Source organism: Chelativorans sp. AA-79, assembly GCF_029457495.1.
GTDB lineage: Bacteria > Pseudomonadota > Alphaproteobacteria > Rhizobiales > Rhizobiaceae > Chelativorans.
Window position 1 is genome coordinate 4,519,206 of record NZ_CP120361.1, and the last position, 18,794, is coordinate 4,537,999.

Consider the following 18,794-nt stretch of genomic DNA (forward strand, 5'->3'; position numbering starts at 1 on the left):
GCGGCTTCCTGCCGGTCAGTAGATGCCGAGCCAGTTTTCGACCGGCCCCTTGAGCAGCGGAACCTGAAAGCCGATCTCGAAGACGAAGTAGAAGAAAACCGCGACCGCCAGGCCGGACAACAGCGCACGCCAGGGCCGATATCCGCCCTGCCAGATCATGGCTGCGGCAATATAGAGCAAGGCGCCGACATAGAGTCCGAGCAGCAGCGAAACGACGAGGAAGCCGACCAGCGGCAGGAAGAAGCCGAGCACCGGCTTCGCCCGCTCCCAGTTGAGGAAAGTCTCGTCGCCGTGCGGGTTCGCCAGGACAGTGCGGCCCAGCGTCCAGAGACTGCCGGCGACGATGAGGACGCCGACGCAGAACGGGAAAAAGCCGGAGCCGGGCCCCGTTTCGCTCCAGCCGATCCCGATCTCGATCGAACCATAGCAGACGGCGCTCCCGATCAGACCCGTCGCTATGGCGGTCGCGATCTCCATCGCGTAACGCGAGAGTTGTCTGCCGTTCCCGTTCGACATCACGATCCTCCCCATTCCCGAGGCAAAAGCGGCGCCCGCTCACACAGGCGCCGCCGCGTGGTCACTGAATGAGCCAGCCTTCGCGCTCGAGCACCTTCTTCACGCTTGCGGCGTCCTTCTGGACATAGCCGTCGAACTGCTCGCCCGTCATGAAGTCGCCGGATTGCGAGGTCTTGGCCAGATAGTCCGCCCATTCCGGCGTCTGGCTGACCTTCTGGAGGAGATCGCGATAGTAGGCAACGACCTCTTCATCCACTCCGGCGGGCAGCCATACCGTGCGGGGCATCCGGTAGTTCTCGAGATCGATGCCGGCCTCCTTGCAGGTCGGGATATCGTGCCAGCCTTTTCCATCGTGGATGGGCTGGCTCTCGGGGAAGCGTTCGGGGCGGAAGACGCAGAGCGGCTTCACCATGCCCGCCTCCCATTGCCCGCGGTTCTCGTTCGGGTTGTTGACATTGGCATCGATGTGGCCGCCCGCCAGTTGCGTCGCGGCCGCGCCGCCACCCTTGAAGGGGATGTAGCGGAACTGGGCGCCCACCACGTCGCCGAGCATGGAGACGAGGATCTGATCGGTATCCTTCGACTGGCTGCCGCCGAAGGTGACGGCGTTCGGTGTCGCCTTGGCGGCCGCTATGAAGGCTGCCGCATCATCAAATTCCGATTCCCCGTTCACCCATATCAGGAATTCGTCGAGCGCCATGGCCGCCACGGGGACGAGGTCCTCGGCCTTGTAGGGCACCTTTGCCACGCTCGGCAGCAGATATTCGTTGTTGGTGCCGAAGATCAGCTTGTGCGGGTCTCCGCGGTAGCCGGTGGCATAAACATAGCCCTCCGCGCCGCTGCCTCCGCCCTTGTTCGTCACGACGATGGAAGAATCCATCAGTTCGTGCTTGGTGATGATGGACTGCACGGTCCTGGCGAAAGTGTCCGTGCCGCCGCCCGCACCGGACGTGACGACGAACTCGACCGGCCTGCTCGGCTCGAAGGCAAGCGCGGGAGCGCTCACCGCGAGGGTCAGGGCCAGTGCAGAAACAAGTCTCATCATGTTCTTTCCTCCCGTTTGTAGAGCTTCAAAATCGTCGATCGCGCTGCGATCTCCTCTATTCGGCCGCACGCTTCAGCGAGCGGCTGCTCGCCATGCGAACGGCCAGAAGAACGGCCTCCCGCGAGGCGCCGATATCCGCGATGCCGCGGCCCGCGATATCGTAGGCAGTGCCATGGGCCGGCGTGCAGAGCGGGAACGGCAGCCCGCCGATCATCGTCACGCCCTTGTCGAAACCCATCACCTTCATCGCGATCTGGCCCTGGTCGTGATACATGGTCAGCACCGCGTGAAACCCTTCCTTCAACGCACGGAGGAACACCGTGTCGGCAGGGAACGGGCCATCGGCGAGGAGCCCGCGCTCCTGCGCCTGCCGCACCGCCGGTTCGATGATGTCGATCTCTTCCATGCCGAAGCTGCCGCCGTCGCCGGCGTGAGGGTTGAGACCCGCCACCGCGATCCTCGGCGCCTCGATGCCGGCCTGCCGGAGACAGTCCGCGGTCAATTCGAGTTCGGCCAGGATCGCCTCCTGCGTGATGCTTCCGGCCACCGCGCCCAGCGGGATGTGAGAGGTCACGCGGGCGTTCCAGATGCGGTCGAGCACATTGAACTCGCGCATCCGGCCCTCGTAGCCCAGCACATCCGAAACGAAGCGGATTTCATCGTCATAGCCGGGATAGGCGTAGCGCATGGCCTTCTTGTTGAAGGGCGTGAAGCAGACCCCGTCGACCCGCCCTTCCTTGGCAAGCAGCAAGGCGGTCCGGAAGTTCTCGATCGCGAATGTGCCCCCGGCAAGGCTCGCCTCGCCTTTTCGCACTTCCTCCGGGTCCAAATGCTCGAGATCCACGAAAACCGGCCTCTCGGAAGGCGCGGTCGGGATGTCGGCGGGCCTGCAAGTTTCGAGGTCGAGCGACACGCCGGCGATCTCGGCGCCCTCATCCAGGACGCGCCGGTCGCCAATGGTAATGAAATGACAGAGGCCTCGAAGTTCGGGCAGCGCCAGAAGGCGCGCCGTCAATTCCGGGCTGATGCCGGCCGGATCGCCCATCGCCAGCGCCAGCACGGGCCGTTCGGCGAAAAAAGCAGGTGATGGGGTCGCGCTGATGATGGTTCCCTCCCCTCGAATGCAATCGGATATTCGTCGTCTATCACGTATTCTGAATGTTGTATACAAAATTATGCGTGCATTGTAAAACCCGTTCAAGGTGGCATATGATGCCGGTTAGGCAGGACATCACGGGAAAGGTGGGTGACCGTATGCTCGAAAGGACCTCAGGCCGCGGTGCCATCGAGCGTCAGTCTCTTCACAGGGAGATCGTCAATCGCCTGCGCGACATGATCATCGAGGGCGAGTTGCGGCCCGGCGAGCGCCTCTACGAAACTCAATTGGGCGAGGCGCTGGGGGTTTCCCGCACGCCGCTGCGCGAGGCTTTGAAATCGCTTGCCAGCGAGGGGTTGGTGGAGCTCGTTCCAAGCCGCGGCGCGGTGGTGCGGAAATTCACGCCCAAGGACGTGAAGGACATGCTGGTCCTTATTCGCTCGATGGAGGAACTGGCCGCACGGCTCGCCTGCGCGGCAGCGAGTGACGAGCAGATTGCACAGCTCCGCGCTCTGCACAATCAGATGACCGCCCATTACCGGGCGGGAGAGCGCATGGAATATTACAAGCTCAACCAGCAGATCCACAGCTCGATCGTCGCTCTCGCCGACAACCCCCACCTCGCCGCCTTCCATGAGATTCTGCAGGCGCGGCTGAAGCGCGTGCGCTTCATCGGCCACGAGGGGCCGCAGAAGTGGGCTGCCGCCATGGCCGAACACGACGAGATCATGGCCGCGCTCGAAGCGCGCGACGCCGATCGCCTCGCGGGGGCGCTGGGACGCCATCTCGATAATGCCTGGCATCGCGTCGAGCAATCCGTCTAGCTGTAACGCTACGCGATAGTAATGCGAAATTCTTTCCTACATAAAATAAAATGAACTTTGTTTTGGCAACATGATCGTAAACTCATCCGCCTTAACTGGCGCATAAGACTTGGTTTTGACACCATTGACTTAGCCTTTTATTCACGAATCGGCAGCAGTTTCCTTCCCTAAACGCGGAGCATGGATGCCCGCTACCGGATTTTTCGGTGAGAAGCCGCGGAAGTGATTGGCCGGACGGCACTCCGCCTCGACAGGAGCAATATAATGGCTCAGGGAATACGCATCGGCGCCGGACTCATCGCCCTGGGAGCCGCGGCAGGCCTGGCAATATCCATAGCAGCGTATCTTTCCCGCGGGAGCGGGATCAACGGCACCGAAGGCGCACTGCTGGTCATCGCCTCAAGTGCGGCGATCCTGGTTGCAGCCCTGGCGCTCGTCTTCAAGCCCGCCATGCACGGTCTATTACGCGGTGTCCTTCTCTTTCTCTTGTTCCTTGGAATTCTGGGAACAGGCGCCGCCGCCTATTTTCTTGCCAGCATCTGGCTTCAACTCGCGATGGCGGTCTGCCTGGTGGGCTGGCTCGCCGTCATCATCCGCCCGCGCGGACGGGCCCATACCGTCAAAGAAGGAGCATCCGCATGATATCCATCCGTTCCTTCTGCTGCGGCTTGCTCCTGACGAGTGCGATCGGTCTTGCGACGGCAAATGCCGACGATACCTGGGCAACGTTCAATGGCGACCTCAAAGCGCAAAAATATTCAACGGCGGAGCAGATCACGCCGGAGAATGCAGGGCGATTGAAAAAGGCCTGGGAGGTCCATACGGGCGACATGTCGAACGGCAGCGGCGACGTGCCGATGTCGGTGTGGTCGGCGACACCCCTGTTCGTGAACGATACGGTCTATGTCGGCACGCCCTTCTACAGGATCCTCGCCATCGAACCCGATACGGGCAAGGTGAAGTGGACTTATGACAGCAAAGCCGTCCTGAAGGCGCTCACCCAACCCGATCTCAAGAATCGCGGCGTCGCCTACTGGGAGGCGGAAAGCCCGCTGCCGGGCCAGAGCTGCCAGAAACGCATCTATATCGGCACCATGGATGCGAAGCTTCACGCGGTCGACGCCGATACCGGCACGCCCTGCGCGGATTTCGGGAAAGACGGCGTCCTCGACATCAACGCCTGGAACACCACCAACAACAAATGGCCGCTCTCCATCCTCCAGCCGCCGACCGTCTACAAGGACAAGCTCTTCATCGGCTGGGCGGGCAAGGACTGGGTGGAAAGCGAAGCACCGCCCGGGACCATCTTTGCTGTCGACGCCAGGACCGGCAAGCTCGAATGGACCTTCGATTCCATTCCGCGGGAGATGCGGGCCAAGACAGGCACGGCCAATGTCTGGGCCAGCATGTCCATCGATCCGGACCGCAACATACTGTATCTCCCGATCAGTTCCCCGAGCCCGAATTTCTACGGCGGCAACCGCCTCGACCCCATACCGCTCGCCACCTCGGTGACGGCGCTGGACACGGAGACCGGGCAGGTCATCTGGAGCCGGCAATTGGTGCACCACGATATCTGGGACCTGGACACCAACGCGCCGCCTACGCTGGTCGACATTGAAAAGGACGGGCGGCTCATCCCCGCTCTCGTGCAGACCTCGAAGCAGGGCTTCCTCTACGTGCTGAACCGCTATACCGGCGAGCCGGTCTATCCGATCGAGGAGCGTCCGGTCCCGGTCTCCGACGTGGAGGGCGAGGTGGCGGCCAAGACGCAGCCCTTCGTCGACCGGCCGCAGCCGTTGGTTCGCCCCGAATGGCCGGGCGTGTTCTGGCTCGCCGATGCGCTGAGCTTCGGCTATTGCAGCCGCAAGGCGAAGGAACTCCGCTATGACGGCCACTTCACGCCGCCGAGCCTGAAAGGCACGCTTGTCTACCCCCCGACGACCGGCGGCGTGGAATGGGGCGGCGGCGCGGTGGATCCGGAAAGCCAGACTTTCGTGGTCAATCACTCCCATGTGGTGCAAATCTACCAGCTGGTCCGCCGAGACGACTACAACAAGGATACCAGCGACGGTGCGGACAAGAGCGGCGGCTTTTTCCCCATGCGGGACAGCCCCTATGGCTTCCGCCTTTCGAACTTTCTCAATCCGCTCGGCATGCCCTGCTGGAACCCGCCATACGGCGAGCTTTCCGCCTATGACCTGAAGACGGGCGACCTCTTGTGGCAGAAGCCGCTGGGTGCGGTCCAGAAATGGGGCTTCTACATGCCCGATTCCTGGGGCTCGGTGACGATCGGTGCGCCCGTCGTGACCAAGGGCGGGGTCGTCTTCATCGGCGCTTCCATGGACTCCAAGGTCCGCGCGATGGACATGAAGACGGGAGATGTTCTGTGGAAGGCGCAGGTCGATGCGCCGGCGGTGGCAATGCCCGCAGTCTACACCTACAAGGGCAAGCAATATGTCGTCTTCGTCGCCGGCGGCAACTCCATCCTGACGCCGCGCGTCGGCGACCAGGTGATCGCCTTCACCCTGCCGGACGGAAACTGACGGCGGAAATTGCGGTCCGCCTATCCGGCTCGTCCTCTCGGCGGGCCGGGTGAAGCGTGTATCGAGCGGTCGATATACGCGGCCGCCGGAAGGCAGCACCCTCCGCCTTGCTGGTCTATTTGCGATCCACCGCGCCGACATCGAGGAGCGGCGAGGCGTCGATGGTGCCCGCATTGAGCATGGCCCCGACCTTTTCCAGCGCCGCGATGATCATGGCCTGCTCCCAATCGGGCAGCGCTTCGAACTGCTCCGAGAATATGCGCTGCAGAGGGTCCGGCGCAGCCTCCAGCATCTGCTTGCCCGCCTCGGTCGCCGCTACCCAGACGATGCGGCGGTCTCGCTCACCGCGCGTGCGGGTGACGAGACCCCTCGCCTCCAGCTTGTCCACCAGCGCGGTGGCCGTGGCCTGTCCCACGCCGGCCGTGCCGGCAATGTCCTTCGGCGTTGCGCGGCCTGCCGCCGCAACGATCTCAAGGACAATGAGCTGCGGTGTGGTCAGACCCGTGGCACGGGCCAGAATGCGGGCGTTGAGCTCCGTCGCCCGCAGAATGCGTCGGAGTGCGATGAGACTTGTCTGGGTACGGTTTTCCATGCAGCACGGCTTTGCCCGAGGATCATCAACTCCTTTGATAGCAGAAAAAATATGATTTGATTAGCGAAGGAATTATCACGCTGAATCAACCAGAACGCTGCATTTTGCCGCCTCTTGCACATAAAAATTTCCTTTTCCTGTTGAAAAATCCTTCGCCAATCGTAATATCCGTCCGCATCAGGAGAGGAGATCAATGTCTAGCAGCAATATTCAACTTGTCCGAAAACGATCGAATGAAATTGCCTTCCGCACGCCCCGCACGGAAGACGGCGCGGACGTCTGGCGCCTGATCAAGTCCTGCGAGCCCCTCGACGAGAATTCCCTCTACTGCAACCTGCTCCAGTGCGACCATTTCGGCGACACATGCGTGGCCGCCGAGCGCGATGGCGCCATTGTCGGCTGGATTTCCGCCTATCTCATGCCCGACGACCCGCAGACCCTGTTCGTCTGGCAGGTCGCGGTCGACGAGAGCGCCCAGGGTCAGGGCGTCGCGAAGAAGATGCTTCGCGAACTCATGAAACGAGATGCCTGTGCGCAGGTGCGCCGGCTCAAGACCACCATCACCTCGGACAACGCGGCGAGCTGGGCATTGTTCAGATCCTTCGCACGCGGCCAGGGCGCGGAGCTCGCGAGCGAGCCCTATTTCCGCAAGAACGAGCATTTCGACGGCGAGCACGCCACCGAGCACATGGTGACCATCGTGCTCCCAGAGGAGGCGCGGAGCGCGGCCTGAGAAAGGCCGGGATGCAACGCAGCCCCGAAACAACCAATCCGAAGGGAAGACCATGACCACCGTACCAACGGACGAGAAAGCCATCTTTGAACGGCGCGAGTCGGCGGCGCGCAGCTACTGCCGCAGCTTTCCGGTCGTCTTCGAGAAGGCGCAAGGCGCCGTGCTGACCGGGAGCGACGGCCGCGACTATATCGATTTCCTGGCCGGCTGTTCCTCTCTGAACTACGGCCACAACGATCCCGACATGAAGGCGGCGCTCGTCGACTATATCGCCGGAGACGGCGTGGCGCACGGGCTGGATATGCACACCGGCGCCAAGGCCCGCTTCCTCGAAGCCTTCGAGCGCATCATCCTGCAGCCGCGCCGGATGGACCATCGCGTCATGTTCATGGGGCCGACAGGGGCGAACGCCGTGGAGGCGGCCTTGAAGCTCGCCCGCAAGGTGACCGGGCGGAGCAATGTGATAGCCTTCACCAACGGCTTTCATGGCGTCACCCTCGGCGCGCTCGCCGCGACCGGCAACGGCTATCACCGCGCCGGTGCCGGCCTGCCGCTTTCGGGCGTGACCCGCATGCCTTTCGAAGGGGCGATGGGCGACCTCGACACCGCCGACCTCCTGAACCGCATGCTCGCGGAACCCTCGAGCGGTATCGAGCCGCCAGCAGCCGTCATCCTGGAGACCGTACAGGGCGAAGGCGGCCTCAACGCCGCCTCGCGCGAGTGGGTACGCCGCATCGCCGAGATCGCGCGCAACCATGGCGCACTGCTGATCGTCGACGACATCCAGGCCGGCTGCGGCCGCACGGGCCATTTCTTCTCCTTCGAGGAGATGGGGATCGAGCCGGACATCGTGACCATGGCGAAATCACTCTCGGGCTTCGGCCTGCCGTTCGCCGCGCTGCTGGTGAAGCAGGAATATGACGTTTTCGGACCGGCCGAGCACAACGGCACGTTCCGCGGCAACAATCACGCCTTCGTCACAGCGCGCGTGGCGCTTGAAAAATTCTGGGCCGACAGCACGCTCCAGGAAGTGGTGATCCGGCGCGGAGCCTATCTCAAGTCGCGCCTGGAAAAGATCGCCGGCCAGCTTCCCGGCACCCGCCTCAAGGGGCGCGGCATGATGCTGGGCATCGATGTCGGTTCCGGCGAACTTGCGGAACGGATCTGCGCGCGCTGCTTCGAGGACGGCCTCGTCATCGAGACGTCAGGCGCGCATGACGAAGTGGTGAAGGTGCTGGCGCCGCTCACCATCGACGAGGAGACCTTCGCCCGGGGCCTGGACATCCTGGAGCGGGCCGTGAGCGAGATCGCCCAATCCACCAAGATCGCAGCGGAGTGATACCCATGATCGTACGCGACCTGAACGAGGCCAAGAATACCGACCGTCACGTCTTCTCGAATGGCTGGGACAGCGTCCGGCTGCTCCTGAAGTCCGACGGCATGGGTTTCAGCTTCCACATCACCACGATCCATGCGGGTGCGGAACTGCCGATGCACTACAAGAACCACCTGGAGTGCGTCTATTGCGTGGACGGCACCGGGACGATCGAGGACTGCGCCACCGGCGAGATCCACGGGATCCGCCCCGGCGTCGTCTACGCGCTCGACAACCACGACAAGCACATCCTGCGCTGCGACGCGGACAAGCCGATGATCATGGCCTGCGTCTTCAACCCGCCCGTGACGGGCAACGAGGTGCACCAGGACGACGGCTCCTACGCACTGGAGGCCGAGCAGGCGTGACTTCGTCCGCCTGCGCAAACCGAAAGAAGAAGGAGAAAAAGAATGTCTGCAATCACCGAGACCCTCGAGCGAGGACAGGACCCCTATCCGAGCCGCCTGCCCGAGGAGCGCTGGCTGCCGCGCCAGGACAAGACCGTGTGGAGCCAGTGGCGCCCCGACGCGCCGCTGACGGCGCAGCAGGCCGACCAGTTCGACCGTGACGGCTTCATCGTGCTCGAGAACCTCTTCTCCGAGGAGGAGGTGAAGGCGCTTATGGCCGAGTCGGCGGCGCTGCGCGGCGGCGAGCGCGACCTGGAGGAAGGCAGCGTCATCACCGAGCCCAACTCGGAGGAAGTGCGCACCGTCTTCAAGCTGCCGGAGCAGAGCCCGCTTTTCAACCGGCTCGCGCGCGACCGCCGCATCGCCGGCATCACCAGCTTCCTGCTGGGCGACGATGTCTACATCCACCAGTCGCGCCTCAACTACAAGCCGGGCTTCAACGGCAAGGAGTTCTACTGGCACTCCGATTTCGAGACCTGGCACGCCGAGGACGGCATGCCGCGCATGCGCGCCGTCTCCGCCTCGCTGCTCCTGACCGACAACGACGCGCTCAACGGCGCACTGATGCTGATGCCGGGCTCGCACAAGCACTTCATCGCCTGTGCCGGCGAGACGCCCGAGGACAACCACAAGAACTCGCTCAAGAAGCAGGAAGTCGGCGTGCCGTCGCATGACGCGCTGACGAAGCTTGCCGCCGAGCACGGGATCACCGCAGCCACCGGCAAGGCGGGCACGCTCGTGCTGTTCGACTGCAACACGATGCACGGCTCCAACGGCAATATCACCCCGTTCTCCCGTTCGAACGCCTTCTTCGTGTTCAACGCCATGTCGAACCAGTTGGTCGAGCCGTTCGGCGCCAAGAAGCCGCGGCCCGACTTCCTGGCCCAGCGGGGCGAGGCGAAGGCGCTCGATATCGCATCCGGCAAGCTGGTCTGACGCGGAGGCGAAGGCTTAAACCATGACAGGACCGAAAGAAGCAGGCGCCGCGGCGAGCCGCGGCGCACCGCTGGCCGCGCGCCCCGGCCACACGGTCGAGAAGATCGGCGGCACATCCATGAGCCGGGCGCGCGAGCTCATCGACACGATCCTGGTCGGAGAACGCAAAGGCGAGGAGCTCTATCGGCGTGCCTTCGTGGTCTCGGCCTTCGGCGGCATCACGGACAAGCTGCTGGAGCACAAGAAGTCCGGCAAGCCCGGCGTCTATGCGCTCTTTGCGCAGGCCGACAACGAGCACGGCTGGATGGATGCGTTGAGCGAGGTGAACCGCGCCATGCGCGACATCAACGCCGACATGTTCGATCATCCGGGCGACAGGCATGCGGCCGACGATTTCGTGCGCGAGCGCATCGAGGGCGCCCGCGGCTGCCTAATCGACCTGCAGCGCCTGTGCTCCTACGGCCATTTTCAGTTGGTCGAGCACATGCAGACCATCCGTGAGATGCTCTCGGCCTTGGGCGAAGCCCATTCCGCGAACAATCTCGCGCTGCTCCTGCGCCGCCACGGCGTGAATGCCCGCTTCCTCGACCTCACCGGGTGGCGCGACGAAAGCCAGCCGGATCTGCAGGAACGCATCGAAACGGCTTTCGCCGAGGTGGACCTTTCGCGCGAGCTGCCCATCGTCACCGGCTACGCCCAGTGCCGGGAGGGATTGATGCGCGAGTTCGATCGCGGCTATTCGGAGGTCACCTTCGCCACCATCGCAGCGCTCACGGGCGCGCGAGAGGCGATCATCCACAAAGAATTCCACCTCTCGAGCGCCGATCCGCGCCTCGTGGGCCAAGGAAAGGTGCGCAAGATCGGACGCACCAACTACGACGTGGCCGACCAGCTCTCCAATATGGGCATGGAGGCGATCCACCCGAAAGCGGCCAAGAAGCTGCGCCAGGCGGGTGTGCCGCTGCGCGTCGCCAACGCCTTCGAGCCGCACGACCCGGGCACGCTGATCGATACCGAGCCCGCAGGCACTCCAGGCGTCGAGATGATCACCGGCCTGCCCGTCACCAGCCTTGAGCTGTTCGAGCAGGACATGGTGGGTGTGAAGGGCTATGATGCGGCCATCCTGGACGTGCTCACACGCCATCGCGTCCGGATCGTCTCCAAGGTCTCCAACGCCAACGCCATCGTCCATTATGTGGAGGCGCCGCTGAAGGCGGTCCGGCGCGTGGAGAGGGATCTTGCCGAATGTTACCCCTCCGCCAGCATCACCACGCGCCGCGCCGGCATGGTGTCCGTCATCGGCCGCGAGCTCAAGGGGCTCGGGGTTATGCTGAAGGGCCTCACGGCGCTCGCCGATGCCGGCATCGAGCCTCTGGCGACGCAAGAGACCGGCCGGGGCGTCGACGTCCAGTTCCTGGTCGCCAGCGAGGAGAGGGAAATGGCGGTCAAGATCCTGCACCGCGCCTTCGTCGAGACCGCGAAGCCCCCGCTTCGTGTGGAGACCAGGCTTCCGCTGGCAAGCTGACGTTCAGTCCAGCGCAATTTCGCGCAGCGGATCGCCGCCGTCGATGAAGAGCCGCCCTCGCGGCCCCAGCACCGCGGCGATCCGGCGTCTGGCGCGCCGTCCGGCCTCCGGATGGCGGCCATCCAGTGCGCCGACGCGTATGGCAACGGCAAGATCATAGGGCTGCTCGCCGGCTTCGAGTTCCAAATCCTCGGCGGCGATCTGGCGCAGGCTCAATCTGCCGGATGCGACTTCATCCCGCGACAGCATACGCGCCTGCGCGATCGCTTTTGCCGAGCGGTCGATCGCGAGGACATGGCCGTCGCCGATCCGGTGAGCGATCTCGCGGGCGAGCACTCCCGGCCCGCATCCGATCTCCAGCACGCGCATGCCTTCGCGCAAGGACAGCGCATCCGCGATGGCAAGAAGCCGTAGCGAGAGGGCCATGCTTTCTTCCGGTTCGATCCATTCTTCATACAGGCCGGGACGGCACCACCGCAGAATAGCCGGCGAAACCGCCTTTGCGCAGTCACAAAACGGAAATTCCCGGCCGGAAGCAAGCCGGCTGGGCCAGCCGGCCCAGCCGGTCGGAATCATCTGCCCAGTGCGGCGGGATGAGACGTTTCAACATCGCTGCCGTCGGCGGAAATGGCGTATGCTCGGAACTGTAGAGGGTTTGTTAACCATACCGCCATAGCTCTTTGAATGAGAGCCATCGGGTAATTGGGGAAGATGAAATGTCCATTTCTCGCCGCGGATTTTTGATCGGGCTGCCGCTGTTCGCGGCGGGTTGCGCCTCAGGCGAGTTCCGGACCGCGCAATCCAACTATGGCGCCCGGCCGGACGAGCCTTTCCCGATCAGGGCCGTTCCGCTCTCCCAGATCAAGCCCGAGCTGCGGCGCAGGGAAGTGGAGTTCGATGGCGACTATCCGGAGGGCACCATTGTCGTGAACACGCCGGAACGGCGGCTCTACTACGTGCTCGGCAACGGCCGGGCCATCAGATACGGCATCGGCGTCGGCCGGGAGGGCCTTGCCCTTCGCGGCAACGCGGTCGTCGGGCGGAAGGCGGAATGGCCGAGCTGGCGCCCGACCGACAACATGATTCGCCGCGATCCGCGCAACAGGCGATATGCCGGCGGCGTCCCCGGCGGCCCGAACAACCCGCTCGGCGCGCGTGCCCTTTATCTCTACCGGAACGGCCGGGACACGATGTTCCGCATCCACGGCACGAACCAGCCGCAGACGATCGGCGGAGCGGTCTCGAGCGGATGCATCCGCATGCTCAACCACGACGTGATCGACCTCTACGAACGGGCTTCGGTGGGAACACGCGTGGTGGTCATCCAGGCCTGACACCTGCGCGAGAGCGCCTTTGCAGGCGCGGGCGCCGCGGCTGTGGATAAGCGCCGCTGGCCCGAACATGGGAATGCAACTATCTTCGCCGCCCGTTCATCGATTCTGGAACCGGCATGGCAACCGACATCAATCGCATCGCTTCCCTCATCGCCACCGAGATCAGCGCCCGGCCGGAGCAGGCGGTCGCCGCGATCGCGCTCCTCGACGAGGGCGCGACCGTCCCCTTCATCGCTCGTTACCGCAAGGAGGTGACCGGCGGGCTCGACGACACCCAGCTCCGACTCCTGTCCGAGCGTCTCGTCTATCTGCGCGAACTCGACGCGCGGCGGGATGCCATCCTTTCCTCCATCCGCGAGCAGGGCAAGCTCACGCCCGAGCTGGAAGAGAAGATCGCCGCCGCGGCGACCAAGGCGGAACTGGAGGACATCTACCTCCCCTACAAGCCCAAGCGCCGCACCAAGGCGGAGATCGCGCGCGAGCGCGGGCTGGGGCCGCTTGCCGAGGCGATCCTCGCCGACCGTGCCGCCGTCCCGGCGGAGCTGGCGCAGGCCTATGTCACCGACGACGTGCCGGACGTGAAGGCCGCGCTGGAGGGCGCGCGCGACATCCTGGCCGAGCAGTTCTCCGAAAATGCCGACCTCGTCGGCCGCCTCAGGACCTATATGAAGGAGAAGGCGTTCCTGCGTTCGCGCGTCGTCGAAGGCAAGGAGGAAGCAGGCGCGAAATTCTCCGACTATTTCGATCACCTGGAACGCTGGGCAGGCGTTCCCAGCCACCGCGCGCTCGCCATGCTGCGCGGGCGCAACGAGGATGTTCTGTCGCTCGACATCGAGGTCGATGCCGACGATGCCTCGCCCGTGAAGCCCGTCGTGCGCATGATCGCGGACGCCTACCAGATCGGCGGGTCCCTTCCGGGCGACCAGTGGCTCATGGAGGTCGCGGGCTGGACCTGGCGCATCAAGCTCTCGCTGCACCTCTCGCTCGATCTGATGCGGGATCTGCGCGAGCGGGCGGAGGAAGAGGCGATCCACGTCTTCGCACGCAACCTGAAGGACCTGCTGCTCGCCGCCCCGGCCGGCTCCCGTCCCACAATGGGTCTCGATCCGGGTATCCGCACCGGCGTCAAAGTCGCCGTGGTGGACGGCACCGGCAAGCTGGTCGCAACGACGACCGTCTACCCCTTCCCGCCGCGCAACGACGTGCGCGGAACCCAGGCGGAGCTTGCCTCGCTCATCCGCAGGCACAATGTGGAGCTGGTGGCCATCGGCAACGGAACGGGCAGCCGCGAAACGGAGAAGCTCGTCGCCGAGATGCTGTCCGAGATGCCGGCGCCGAAACCCCTGAAGGTGGTCGTGTCCGAGGCGGGTGCCTCGGTCTATTCGGCTTCGGAGACGGCGGCGGCCGAGTTTCCGGGTCTCGACGTCTCGCTGCGCGGCGCCGTCTCGATTGCCCGCCGCCTGCAGGATCCGCTCGCCGAGCTCGTCAAGATCGAGCCGAAGTCGATCGGCGTCGGGCAGTACCAGCACGATGTCGACCAGTACCGTCTGGCGCGCGCGCTCGATGCGGTGGTGGAGGACGCGGTGAATGCGGTCGGCGTCGACCTCAACATGGCCTCCGCCCCTCTGCTTGCCCGCGTATCGGGCCTCGGCGCCTCGCTGGCAGAGGCGGTCGTGGCGCACCGCGACGCGAACGGTCCCTTCTCCAGCCGGCAGGACCTCCTGAAGGTGGCGCGGCTCGGCCAGCGCACTTTCGAGCAGTGTGCCGGCTTCCTGCGCATCCCGAAGGGCGCCGAGCCGCTCGATGCGTCCGCCGTGCACCCCGAAGCCTATGGCGTGGCGCGCAAGATCGTCTCCGCCTGCGGCCGCGACGTGCGTTCACTGATGGGTGATAGTGCCGCCCTGAAGGCGCTCGACCCGCGCGTTTTCGTGGACGAGCGCTTCGGCCTGCCCACCGTGCGCGACATCATCGCCGAGTTGGAAAAGCCCGGCCGCGATCCGCGCCCGGCCTTCCGCACGGCGACCTTCGCGGAGGGCGTCGACGACATCAAGGATCTGGAGCCCGGCATGATGCTCGAAGGCACCGTGACCAATGTCGCCGCCTTCGGCGCCTTCGTCGATGTCGGCGTGCATCAGGACGGGCTGGTGCACGTGTCCCAGCTTGCCGACCGCTTCGTCAAGGACGCGCACGAGGTGGTGAAGGCCGGCGACGTGGTGAAGGTCCGCGTGCTGGAGGTCGACATCAAGCGCAAACGCATCAGCCTTTCCATGCGCAAGGACGGAGCGGCGGGCGGACGGCCGCAGCAGCAGCGCGGCGGCGGCAAGCCAGCGCACAACCCCCCGCCGCGCAATGGCCGGAATGCACCCTCCGGGCAAGGCGGTCAGGCGCAGGGCGCGCTCGGTGCCGCTCTCATGGATGCATTGAAGAGGCGATAGGCTTGCAATTGAAGAACTGATCCCCTTCACGGCGCGTCACTCCTGGCCACGGTAACGGGCGCGCGGGCGGATGAGCTTTCCTTCCTCGCACTGCTCCAGCGCATGGGCGATCCAGCCCACCGTGCGGCCGACGGCGAACAGAGAGAGCGCTGCGCCCCGGGGGAGGCGCAGCGCGCGCCTCAGCGCCACCAGAGCGAAGTCCACGTTCGGCAGCTTGCCCAGCCGGTCCATGGCGGCAAGCACGTCCACGCGCCTTGCCGCTAGCGGCAGCATGCCGAGCAGTGCGGAACCCCGCGGGTCGCCCTCCGGATAGAGCGGATGGTCGAAGCCCGGCAGCCGGTCACCGCGCCACAAACGCTCTTCCACAACCTTCGCCGCATCGCCCGACCGCTCCACTTCATCGAAGAATATCTCGACCAGACTCGTGGAGCCGCCGTGGAGTGGGCCGCTCAGCGCCGCGAGGCCGGCAGCGAGGGCCGAAGCAAGCGACGCGCCGGTCGAAGCCACGATGCGGACCGCGAAAGTCGATGCGTTCAATTCATGATCGGCGAGAACCACGAGCGCGGCGCGGACGAGGTCGGCACCGCCTTTGTCGAGCTTCCAGGCGTCGGCCAGCACCGTATGAACCGGAGCACTGGTGGGGCGTGTGCCCGCTGCCGCTGCCGCCACCGCGCGCACCAGAGCCACCGCGGGCGGCCAGAGCCGGCGTGTCTCGCGCTGCCATGTGAGGGCCGTCGATCCATATACCAGGGGCAGAAGCGCGGCTGCACGTTCGATCACGGAGAGATTGCCCAACGCGGCGGCGAGCCGGATCCATGCCTGGTCGACGGCGGGCGCGGGGCCGGCGAACGGGTCCTCCGCACCGCAGTCCCACATCAGGCGGGCGATCTCCTCCAGGCTGGCATGGCCGGCGAGCTCCACCGCGTCCTGCCCGCGATAGAAGAGGCGGCCATGCTCGATCAAGGTGATGCGCGAGGAGAGCACCGGCAGGCCCCAGTCGAGCGTGGCGGCGGCGACGCGCTCGGGCTTCCGGCCGTGCCGTTTCCGCTTTGTGAGGGCATCCACGTCCACGGAACTGTAGAGGCTGCGGTGCGAATCCGCCGGGTCCGCGATTGCGCGCAGCACCCCCCGGCTCACATAAGCGTAGAGGGTCGTGCGCTTCACCCCGAGCCGTGCCGTTGCCTCATCCGCATCGATATAGCCGGCGACCGCCATGACCAGCCTCAACATTGATTCTCTGAATCAAGATTGACGACATTGATCATTCCGTCAAGATGCAGGAATCTCATGAGGTGATCCATGTCTGTGGGACTTGACGACGTAATCGCAGCCGAAACCGTGCTCAGCCATGTGGACGGAGAAGCCGGCCGGCTGATCGTCCGCGGCCACGACGTCGAGGAACTGGCCGGGCGCAGGAGCTATGAGGCGGTCGCCGCGCTTCTCTGGAGCGGCTTTGCGGAAGAGGATGGCGAGGCGGCCGTTCGCTCCGCCCTCGGTGCTGCGCGGGTCGCCGCTTTCCCGGTGGCTGAGCGGCTGCTCCCCTTCTCCGACGGGCTTGCTCCCGTCGAGGCACTGCGCCTCATGCTTGGCGCCCTGCCCGACGCTTCGGAGGTTCCGGCGCACATCCTTGTCACCGCGGCCATGCCTGTCTTCGTCGCAGCGATCGCGCGGGACCGGCAGGGCGCCTCGCCCGTCGCACCCGATGCCGGCCTCGGCCAGGCCGAGGACTTCCTGCGGATGCTGCGCGGCGCCGCCGTTCCGCCCGAGCATGTGAAGGCGATGGAGACCTATCTCGTCACGGTGGTCGACCACGGGCTCAACGCCTCGACCTTCGCGGCACGCGTGGTCGCCGCCACCCGCGCCGGCATGGTCTCCTCGGTCGTGGCCGCGCTCTGCGCATTGAAGGGCCCGCTGCACGGCGGCGCGCCGGGACCCGTGCTCGACATGCTGGACGATATCGGCGCGGAGAGGAATATCGAGCCCTGGCTCACGGATGCGCTCGACCGCGGCGAGCGGCTGATGGGCTTCGGCCACCGCGTCTACCGCGTGCGCGACCCCCGCGCGGACGTGCTGAAGGCCGTCGCCAATGGCCTGCGCGGCGGCGAAAATCGCATCCGCTTCGCCGAGGAGGTTGAGGCCGGCGCGCTCGACATCCTCGCCCGGCGCAAGGCCTCGCGCCCGCTCAAGACCAATGTGGAATTCTACACCGCGCTCGTGCTCGAGGCGCTGGAACTTCCGCGCGAGACCTTCACGCCGGTCTTCGCGATCGGGCGCGTGGCCGGCTGGGCGGCGCATGTGCTGGAGCAGGAGAGCACCGGGCGCCTCATCCGCCCGCAGTCGCGCTATGTGGGCCCGGTTCCGCGCCGCGCGGCCTAGACCGGTTCACCGTTTCATTGAAACGCCGATCAGATCTATCTGATTGTTTGTGCCGCATTTGTGCGACGCCAGATGATTCCATCTGGCTGCAAAATGCTCTAGCGCTCAGTAGGTCTTGAGGCCGTTCACCATCAGCGCCACCCGGTAAAGCGAGGTGGTGGCCACGATATAAAGGCGATTGCGCTTGGCGCCGCCGAAGACGCAGTTCGCCACCACCTCCGGCACGCGTATCTTGCCGATCAGCGTGCCGTCCGGATCGTAGCAGTGGATCCCGTCGCCCGCGCTTGTCCAGATGCGCCCGTCCTCGTCCAGGCGGAAACCGTCGAAGAGGCCGGCGGTGCAGTCCGCGAAGACCCGGCCGCCTGACAACCTGCCGTTCTCGCCGACATCGAACACGCGCATATGAGCGGGATTCTCCGCGCCATGCGTGCGGCCGGTATCCACCACGTAGAGCCTCTTCTCGTCCGGTGAAAAGGCGAGCCCGTTGGGCCTCACCATATCGGTCACCACCGCCTCCACGGCCCCCGAAGCGGGATCGACGCGATAGACATGGCAAGCACCGATCTCGCTCTCGGCCTTGTGACCTTCGTAATCGCTGTCGATGCCGTAAGCAGGATCGGTGAACCAGATGGAACCGTCCGACTTCACCACCACGTCGTTGGGCGAGTTGAACCGCTTGCCCTGCCAGCGATCGGCAATGGTGATGATGGTTCCGTCATGCTCGGTGCGGCTTATCCGGCGATTGCCGTGCTCGCAGGTGACGAGCCGCCCTTGCCGGTCGACCGTGTTGCCGTTGGAATAGCCGGCCGGCTGCCGGAAGGTGCTGACGCCGCCATCCGTCTCGTCGAAGCGCATCATCCGGTCGTTCGGGATGTCCGACCAGACAAGATAGCGGCCGGCGGCGAACCAGGCCGACCCCTCCGCCCAGGCACAGCCGGTGTAAAGGCATTCCAGCCGCGCATTCGAGCTGAAGAGCCGGTTGAAGCGCGGATCGAGAACCTCATAGATGCTTTCGGACATGACTTCCTCCCAAACCGGGCGCCCGCTCGCGCCC

18 protein-coding genes are annotated in these 18,794 nt (G+C 65.0%); 11 read left to right on the top strand and 7 right to left on the bottom strand.

Annotation, left to right across the window (positions count from 1 at the left end; translation table 11 throughout):
- Window positions 1–15: 15 nt before the first annotated feature.
- The 3 genes from PVE73_RS22110 to PVE73_RS22120 form a co-directional block, all read right to left on the bottom strand.
- Window positions 16–516 (bottom strand): tripartite tricarboxylate transporter TctB family protein, encoded by a 501-nt coding sequence (locus PVE73_RS22110; protein ID WP_277364315.1) that lies wholly within the window; start codon window positions 514–516, stop codon window positions 16–18.
- A 61-nt stretch (window positions 517–577) separates the two neighbouring features.
- Complete coding sequence (locus PVE73_RS22115) at window positions 578–1,558, bottom strand: tripartite tricarboxylate transporter substrate binding protein (protein WP_277364316.1); 981 nt, start codon at window positions 1,556–1,558, stop codon at window positions 578–580.
- 58 nt (window positions 1,559–1,616) lie between these two features.
- Window positions 1,617–2,606 carry a 4-hydroxythreonine-4-phosphate dehydrogenase PdxA gene (locus PVE73_RS22120; protein WP_277367547.1) on the bottom strand — a complete coding sequence of 330 codons (990 nt, stop codon included), beginning with the start codon at window positions 2,604–2,606 and terminating at the stop codon, window positions 1,617–1,619.
- Between the two features lie 209 nt (window positions 2,607–2,815).
- Between PVE73_RS22120 and PVE73_RS22125 the strand changes: the two genes are divergently transcribed.
- The 3 genes from PVE73_RS22125 to PVE73_RS22135 all read left to right on the top strand — a co-directional run bounded on the left by PVE73_RS22125 (window position 2,816) and on the right by PVE73_RS22135 (window position 6,027).
- Window positions 2,816–3,481 carry a GntR family transcriptional regulator gene (locus tag PVE73_RS22125; protein WP_277367548.1) on the top strand — a complete coding sequence of 222 codons (666 nt, stop codon included), beginning with the start codon at window positions 2,816–2,818 and terminating at the stop codon, window positions 3,479–3,481.
- A 264-nt stretch (window positions 3,482–3,745) separates the two neighbouring features.
- A complete protein-coding gene (locus PVE73_RS22130) occupies window positions 3,746–4,123 on the top strand; it encodes a hypothetical protein (RefSeq protein WP_277364317.1) in 378 nt (125 codons plus the stop codon).
- A complete protein-coding gene (locus PVE73_RS22135) occupies window positions 4,120–6,027 on the top strand; it encodes a pyrroloquinoline quinone-dependent dehydrogenase (protein ID WP_277364318.1) in 1,908 nt (635 codons plus the stop codon). The genes PVE73_RS22130 and PVE73_RS22135 overlap by 4 nt, the downstream gene beginning before the upstream one ends.
- Before the next feature lie 115 nt (window positions 6,028–6,142).
- Here the strand turns inward: PVE73_RS22135 and PVE73_RS22140 are convergent, their stop codons facing one another.
- On the bottom strand, window positions 6,143–6,619 hold the full coding sequence (locus tag PVE73_RS22140; protein ID WP_277364319.1) for a MarR family transcriptional regulator: 477 nt from the start codon (window positions 6,617–6,619) through the stop codon (window positions 6,143–6,145).
- Window positions 6,620–6,812: 193 nt separating this feature from the next.
- Here PVE73_RS22140 and ectA point away from each other — a divergent pair, with 193 nt between their 5' ends.
- From ectA to PVE73_RS22165, 5 genes are read left to right on the top strand one after another with little or no spacing between them, the layout of a single operon-like run.
- Window positions 6,813–7,352: a diaminobutyrate acetyltransferase gene (ectA, locus tag PVE73_RS22145; RefSeq protein WP_277364320.1), complete on the top strand. Its 540-nt coding sequence runs from the start codon at window positions 6,813–6,815 to the stop codon at window positions 7,350–7,352.
- Between the two features lie 52 nt (window positions 7,353–7,404).
- Entirely contained in the window at window positions 7,405–8,691 is a 1,287-nt protein-coding gene (gene ectB, locus PVE73_RS22150) for a diaminobutyrate--2-oxoglutarate transaminase (protein ID WP_277364321.1), read from the top strand.
- Window positions 8,692–8,696: 5 nt separating this feature from the next.
- Entirely contained in the window at window positions 8,697–9,095 is a 399-nt protein-coding gene (locus PVE73_RS22155; RefSeq protein WP_277364322.1) for an ectoine synthase, read from the top strand.
- Between the two features lie 42 nt (window positions 9,096–9,137).
- A complete protein-coding gene (thpD, locus tag PVE73_RS22160; protein WP_277364323.1) occupies window positions 9,138–10,070 on the top strand; it encodes an ectoine hydroxylase in 933 nt (310 codons plus the stop codon).
- Between the two features lie 22 nt (window positions 10,071–10,092).
- Window positions 10,093–11,595: an aspartate kinase gene (locus PVE73_RS22165; protein WP_277364324.1), complete on the top strand. Its 1,503-nt coding sequence runs from the start codon at window positions 10,093–10,095 to the stop codon at window positions 11,593–11,595.
- 3 nt (window positions 11,596–11,598) lie between these two features.
- Here the strand turns inward: PVE73_RS22165 and PVE73_RS22170 are convergent, their stop codons facing one another.
- The gene (locus tag PVE73_RS22170; RefSeq protein WP_277364325.1) at window positions 11,599–12,021 is read right to left on the bottom strand and encodes a class I SAM-dependent methyltransferase; all 423 of its coding nucleotides are present in this window, start codon (window positions 12,019–12,021) and stop codon (window positions 11,599–11,601) included.
- A 290-nt stretch (window positions 12,022–12,311) separates the two neighbouring features.
- Between PVE73_RS22170 and PVE73_RS22175 the strand changes: the two genes are divergently transcribed.
- Both PVE73_RS22175 and PVE73_RS22180 read left to right on the top strand, forming a co-directional pair.
- Window positions 12,312–12,929: a L,D-transpeptidase gene (locus tag PVE73_RS22175; RefSeq protein ID WP_277364326.1), complete on the top strand. Its 618-nt coding sequence runs from the start codon at window positions 12,312–12,314 to the stop codon at window positions 12,927–12,929.
- A 116-nt stretch (window positions 12,930–13,045) separates the two neighbouring features.
- Window positions 13,046–15,364: a Tex family protein gene (locus tag PVE73_RS22180; protein ID WP_277364327.1), complete on the top strand. Its 2,319-nt coding sequence runs from the start codon at window positions 13,046–13,048 to the stop codon at window positions 15,362–15,364.
- A 36-nt stretch (window positions 15,365–15,400) separates the two neighbouring features.
- Here PVE73_RS22180 and PVE73_RS22185 read toward each other — a convergent pair whose 3' ends face one another.
- Window positions 15,401–16,594 carry a citrate synthase gene (locus PVE73_RS22185; RefSeq protein WP_277364328.1) on the bottom strand — a complete coding sequence of 398 codons (1,194 nt, stop codon included), beginning with the start codon at window positions 16,592–16,594 and terminating at the stop codon, window positions 15,401–15,403.
- 69 nt (window positions 16,595–16,663) lie between these two features.
- Here PVE73_RS22185 and PVE73_RS22190 point away from each other — a divergent pair, with 69 nt between their 5' ends.
- Window positions 16,664–17,740, top strand: coding sequence for a citrate synthase/methylcitrate synthase (locus PVE73_RS22190; protein WP_277364329.1), 1,077 nt, complete (start codon window positions 16,664–16,666; stop codon window positions 17,738–17,740).
- A 105-nt stretch (window positions 17,741–17,845) separates the two neighbouring features.
- Here PVE73_RS22190 and PVE73_RS22195 read toward each other — a convergent pair whose 3' ends face one another.
- Window positions 17,846–18,760, bottom strand: a complete 915-nt coding sequence (locus PVE73_RS22195; protein ID WP_277364330.1) for an SMP-30/gluconolactonase/LRE family protein — start codon at window positions 18,758–18,760, stop codon at window positions 17,846–17,848.
- Between the last annotated feature and the right edge of the window lie 34 nt (window positions 18,761–18,794).

Excerpts from the sequence above, each read along its gene's own strand:
- PVE73_RS22155 (WP_277364322.1), top strand. The coding sequence starts at position 8,697 with ATGATCGTACGCGACCTGAACGAGGCCAAGAATACCGACCGTCACGTC.
- PVE73_RS22125 (WP_277367548.1), top strand. The coding sequence starts at position 2,816 with ATGCTCGAAAGGACCTCAGGCCGCGGTGCCATCGAGCGTCAGTCTCTT.
- PVE73_RS22165 (WP_277364324.1), top strand. The coding sequence starts at position 10,093 with ATGACAGGACCGAAAGAAGCAGGCGCCGCGGCGAGCCGCGGCGCACCG.
- PVE73_RS22195 (WP_277364330.1), bottom strand. The coding sequence starts at position 18,760 with ATGTCCGAAAGCATCTATGAGGTTCTCGATCCGCGCTTCAACCGGCTC.
- PVE73_RS22120 (WP_277367547.1), bottom strand. The coding sequence starts at position 2,606 with ATGGGCGATCCGGCCGGCATCAGCCCGGAATTGACGGCGCGCCTTCTG.
- PVE73_RS22110 (WP_277364315.1), bottom strand. The coding sequence starts at position 516 with ATGTCGAACGGGAACGGCAGACAACTCTCGCGTTACGCGATGGAGATC.
- PVE73_RS22170 (WP_277364325.1), bottom strand. The coding sequence starts at position 12,021 with ATGGCCCTCTCGCTACGGCTTCTTGCCATCGCGGATGCGCTGTCCTTG.
- PVE73_RS22175 (WP_277364326.1), top strand. The coding sequence starts at position 12,312 with ATGTCCATTTCTCGCCGCGGATTTTTGATCGGGCTGCCGCTGTTCGCG.
- PVE73_RS22135 (WP_277364318.1), top strand. The coding sequence starts at position 4,120 with ATGATATCCATCCGTTCCTTCTGCTGCGGCTTGCTCCTGACGAGTGCG.
- thpD (WP_277364323.1), top strand. The coding sequence starts at position 9,138 with ATGTCTGCAATCACCGAGACCCTCGAGCGAGGACAGGACCCCTATCCG.
- ectA (WP_277364320.1), top strand. The coding sequence starts at position 6,813 with ATGTCTAGCAGCAATATTCAACTTGTCCGAAAACGATCGAATGAAATT.
- PVE73_RS22130 (WP_277364317.1), top strand. The coding sequence starts at position 3,746 with ATGGCTCAGGGAATACGCATCGGCGCCGGACTCATCGCCCTGGGAGCC.
- PVE73_RS22185 (WP_277364328.1), bottom strand. The coding sequence starts at position 16,594 with ATGTTGAGGCTGGTCATGGCGGTCGCCGGCTATATCGATGCGGATGAG.
- PVE73_RS22115 (WP_277364316.1), bottom strand. The coding sequence starts at position 1,558 with ATGAGACTTGTTTCTGCACTGGCCCTGACCCTCGCGGTGAGCGCTCCC.
- PVE73_RS22180 (WP_277364327.1), top strand. The coding sequence starts at position 13,046 with ATGGCAACCGACATCAATCGCATCGCTTCCCTCATCGCCACCGAGATC.
- PVE73_RS22140 (WP_277364319.1), bottom strand. The coding sequence starts at position 6,619 with ATGGAAAACCGTACCCAGACAAGTCTCATCGCACTCCGACGCATTCTG.
- PVE73_RS22190 (WP_277364329.1), top strand. The coding sequence starts at position 16,664 with ATGTCTGTGGGACTTGACGACGTAATCGCAGCCGAAACCGTGCTCAGC.
- ectB (WP_277364321.1), top strand. The coding sequence starts at position 7,405 with ATGACCACCGTACCAACGGACGAGAAAGCCATCTTTGAACGGCGCGAG.